This window comes from Cellulomonas pasadenensis (genome assembly GCF_047229365.1).
GTDB lineage: Bacteria > Actinomycetota > Actinomycetes > Actinomycetales > Cellulomonadaceae > Cellulomonas.
Map to the genome: position 1 here is coordinate 1 of NZ_JBFTEP010000252.1, position 1,949 is coordinate 1,949.

Genomic DNA, 1,949 nt, shown 5'->3' on the forward strand with positions numbered 1-1,949 from the left:
CACCCGACCCGCTCGCGCCCGGCGCCGGCGTCGAGCTGACCGTGACCGTGCCCGCGGGCGACGTCGGCCTGCTCGACCGGCCCGACGTGTGGGGGCCCCGCGGCCTGGCGGTCGAGGCCGTCGACGGCGCGCGCCGCGTGGGCCTCGAGCGCACGTTCGTGCTGTGGGCGCCCGAGGGGGCCATCCCGCAGGCGCGCGTCTCCGTCCTCGCACCCGTGGTGGGCCCGCCGACCGTCCCGGCGGGCGTCGACGGCGACGTGCCGGTGCCCGGCGACGGCCTCCAGACGCTCGTCGGGCCCGACGGCCGCCTCGCCGACGTGCTCGCCGTCGCGCGCGCCCACCCCGACGTGTCGCTCGCCGTCGACCCCGCGCTGGTCGCCGCGGCGCGCGCCGCCGACGGCGAGGCCGGCACCTGGGCGCAGGACCTCCTCGCCGTCGCCGCGGGTCGCGACGTCATGGTGCTGCCGTGGGGCGACCCCGACCTCACCGCGCTCGCGCACGCCGGCACGCCGGACCTGCTGCGCGCCGCCGTCGACCGGTCCCGCGCCGCCGTGGCCGGCGGCGACCGCCAGGACGCCCCGCTCGCCGGGCGCACCGACGTCCTGTGGGCGCCCGGCCCCACCACCGACCAGCCCACCGCGGCGCTCGCCGCGGACGCCGGCGCCGAGGTCCTCGTCCTGCGCCCCGGCGACCTGGCGCCCCGCGACGGCGAGGCCGGCGGCGCGCGCACCGACGCCGGCGGCGGGCTCGTGGGGCTCGTCCCCGACGAGGTGCTCACGCAGCTGCTCGTCGACCCGGAGTCCCTCGACCCCGACGCCACCCGCGCGACGGTCGTGCAGCGGGTGCTGGCCGAGCTGTCGGTGGTCGCGCGGTCCTCGGACGACGGGCCGCAGCACCTGCTCGTCGCGCCGCCGCGCGGCTGGACGCCCGACACCGAGGTGGTCGACGCCGTCCTCGGCGCGGTCCAGGACGCGCCGTGGTCGCGGCTGTCGTCCCTCTCGTCGCTGCTCGGCGCCTCGTCGGGCACCACCGCCCGCACGCCGCTGCCCGAGCAGACGTCCGTCGAGGCGGCCCTCGGACCGGAGGACGTGCGTCGGCTCGCCACGTCGCGCGCCGCGACGCAGGCGTTCGCCGCCGTGACGACCGACCCCGACGCGATCGTCGAGGGCGTGGACGAGGCCGTGCTGGCACCGCTCGCGACGGCGTGGCGCGCCGACCCGGCCGCGCGCGCCGGGCTCGTCGACTCCGTGACCGCGGCCGTCGACGCGCGCCGGACCGGGCTGGAGCTCGCGCCGACGAGCACCCAGAACATCATCAGCGCGAGCGGCGAGGTCCGGTTCTCCGTGCGCAACGCGCTGCCCGCCGACGCGACCGTGCGCGTGCGGACGACGCCGCGCAAGGCGTGCCTGCAGGCGGACGCGAGCGAGGCCGTCGTCGTGCCGGCAGGCGGCGAGGCGGCCGTGCCCGTGCCGGTGCGGGCGACCGCCAACTGCGACGTCGAGGTCGAGGCCGTGCTGACCAGCGCCGACGGCGTCGAGCTGTCCGCGCCCGTCACGTTCCTCGCCCGCGTCACGCCGACCATCGAGTCGGTCGGCACGGGCGTCGTCGGCGTGCTGCTGGCCATCGGGCTCGTGCTCGGCATCGTCCGGACCGTGCGACGCGGCCAGAGCGCGCGGCGCGGTGCGCGGCGCGTCCGCGAGGAGGAGGGCACGCGGCCGCTGCCGGTGCTCGGTGGGACGCCGGAGGGAGACGCGTGAGCGGGACGGGGTCGGCGGGCGGCGCGGGCACCACGGGGGCGGACCCCGACGGGGCCGCCGGGTCGGCCGGGCCGGCGCGGCCCCCCCCCGGGGCGGCGCGCGGGGGGGGGGGCCGGGGGGGTATAAAAAAAAACGACCCCCCCAGACACATAAGCCCCACGCGGGTGGGGGCGTGTGGGTTTAAAAGGGGGG

General features: G+C 79.7%; 1 protein-coding gene. It reads left to right on the forward strand.

Translation table 11 applies throughout. From position 1 onward, the window contains the following. A partial coding sequence (locus AB6N23_RS18210) for a DUF6049 family protein (protein ID WP_412867367.1) occupies nt 1-1,757 on the forward strand: 1,757 nt, incomplete at its 5' end. Between the last annotated feature and the right edge of the window lie 192 nt (nt 1,758-1,949).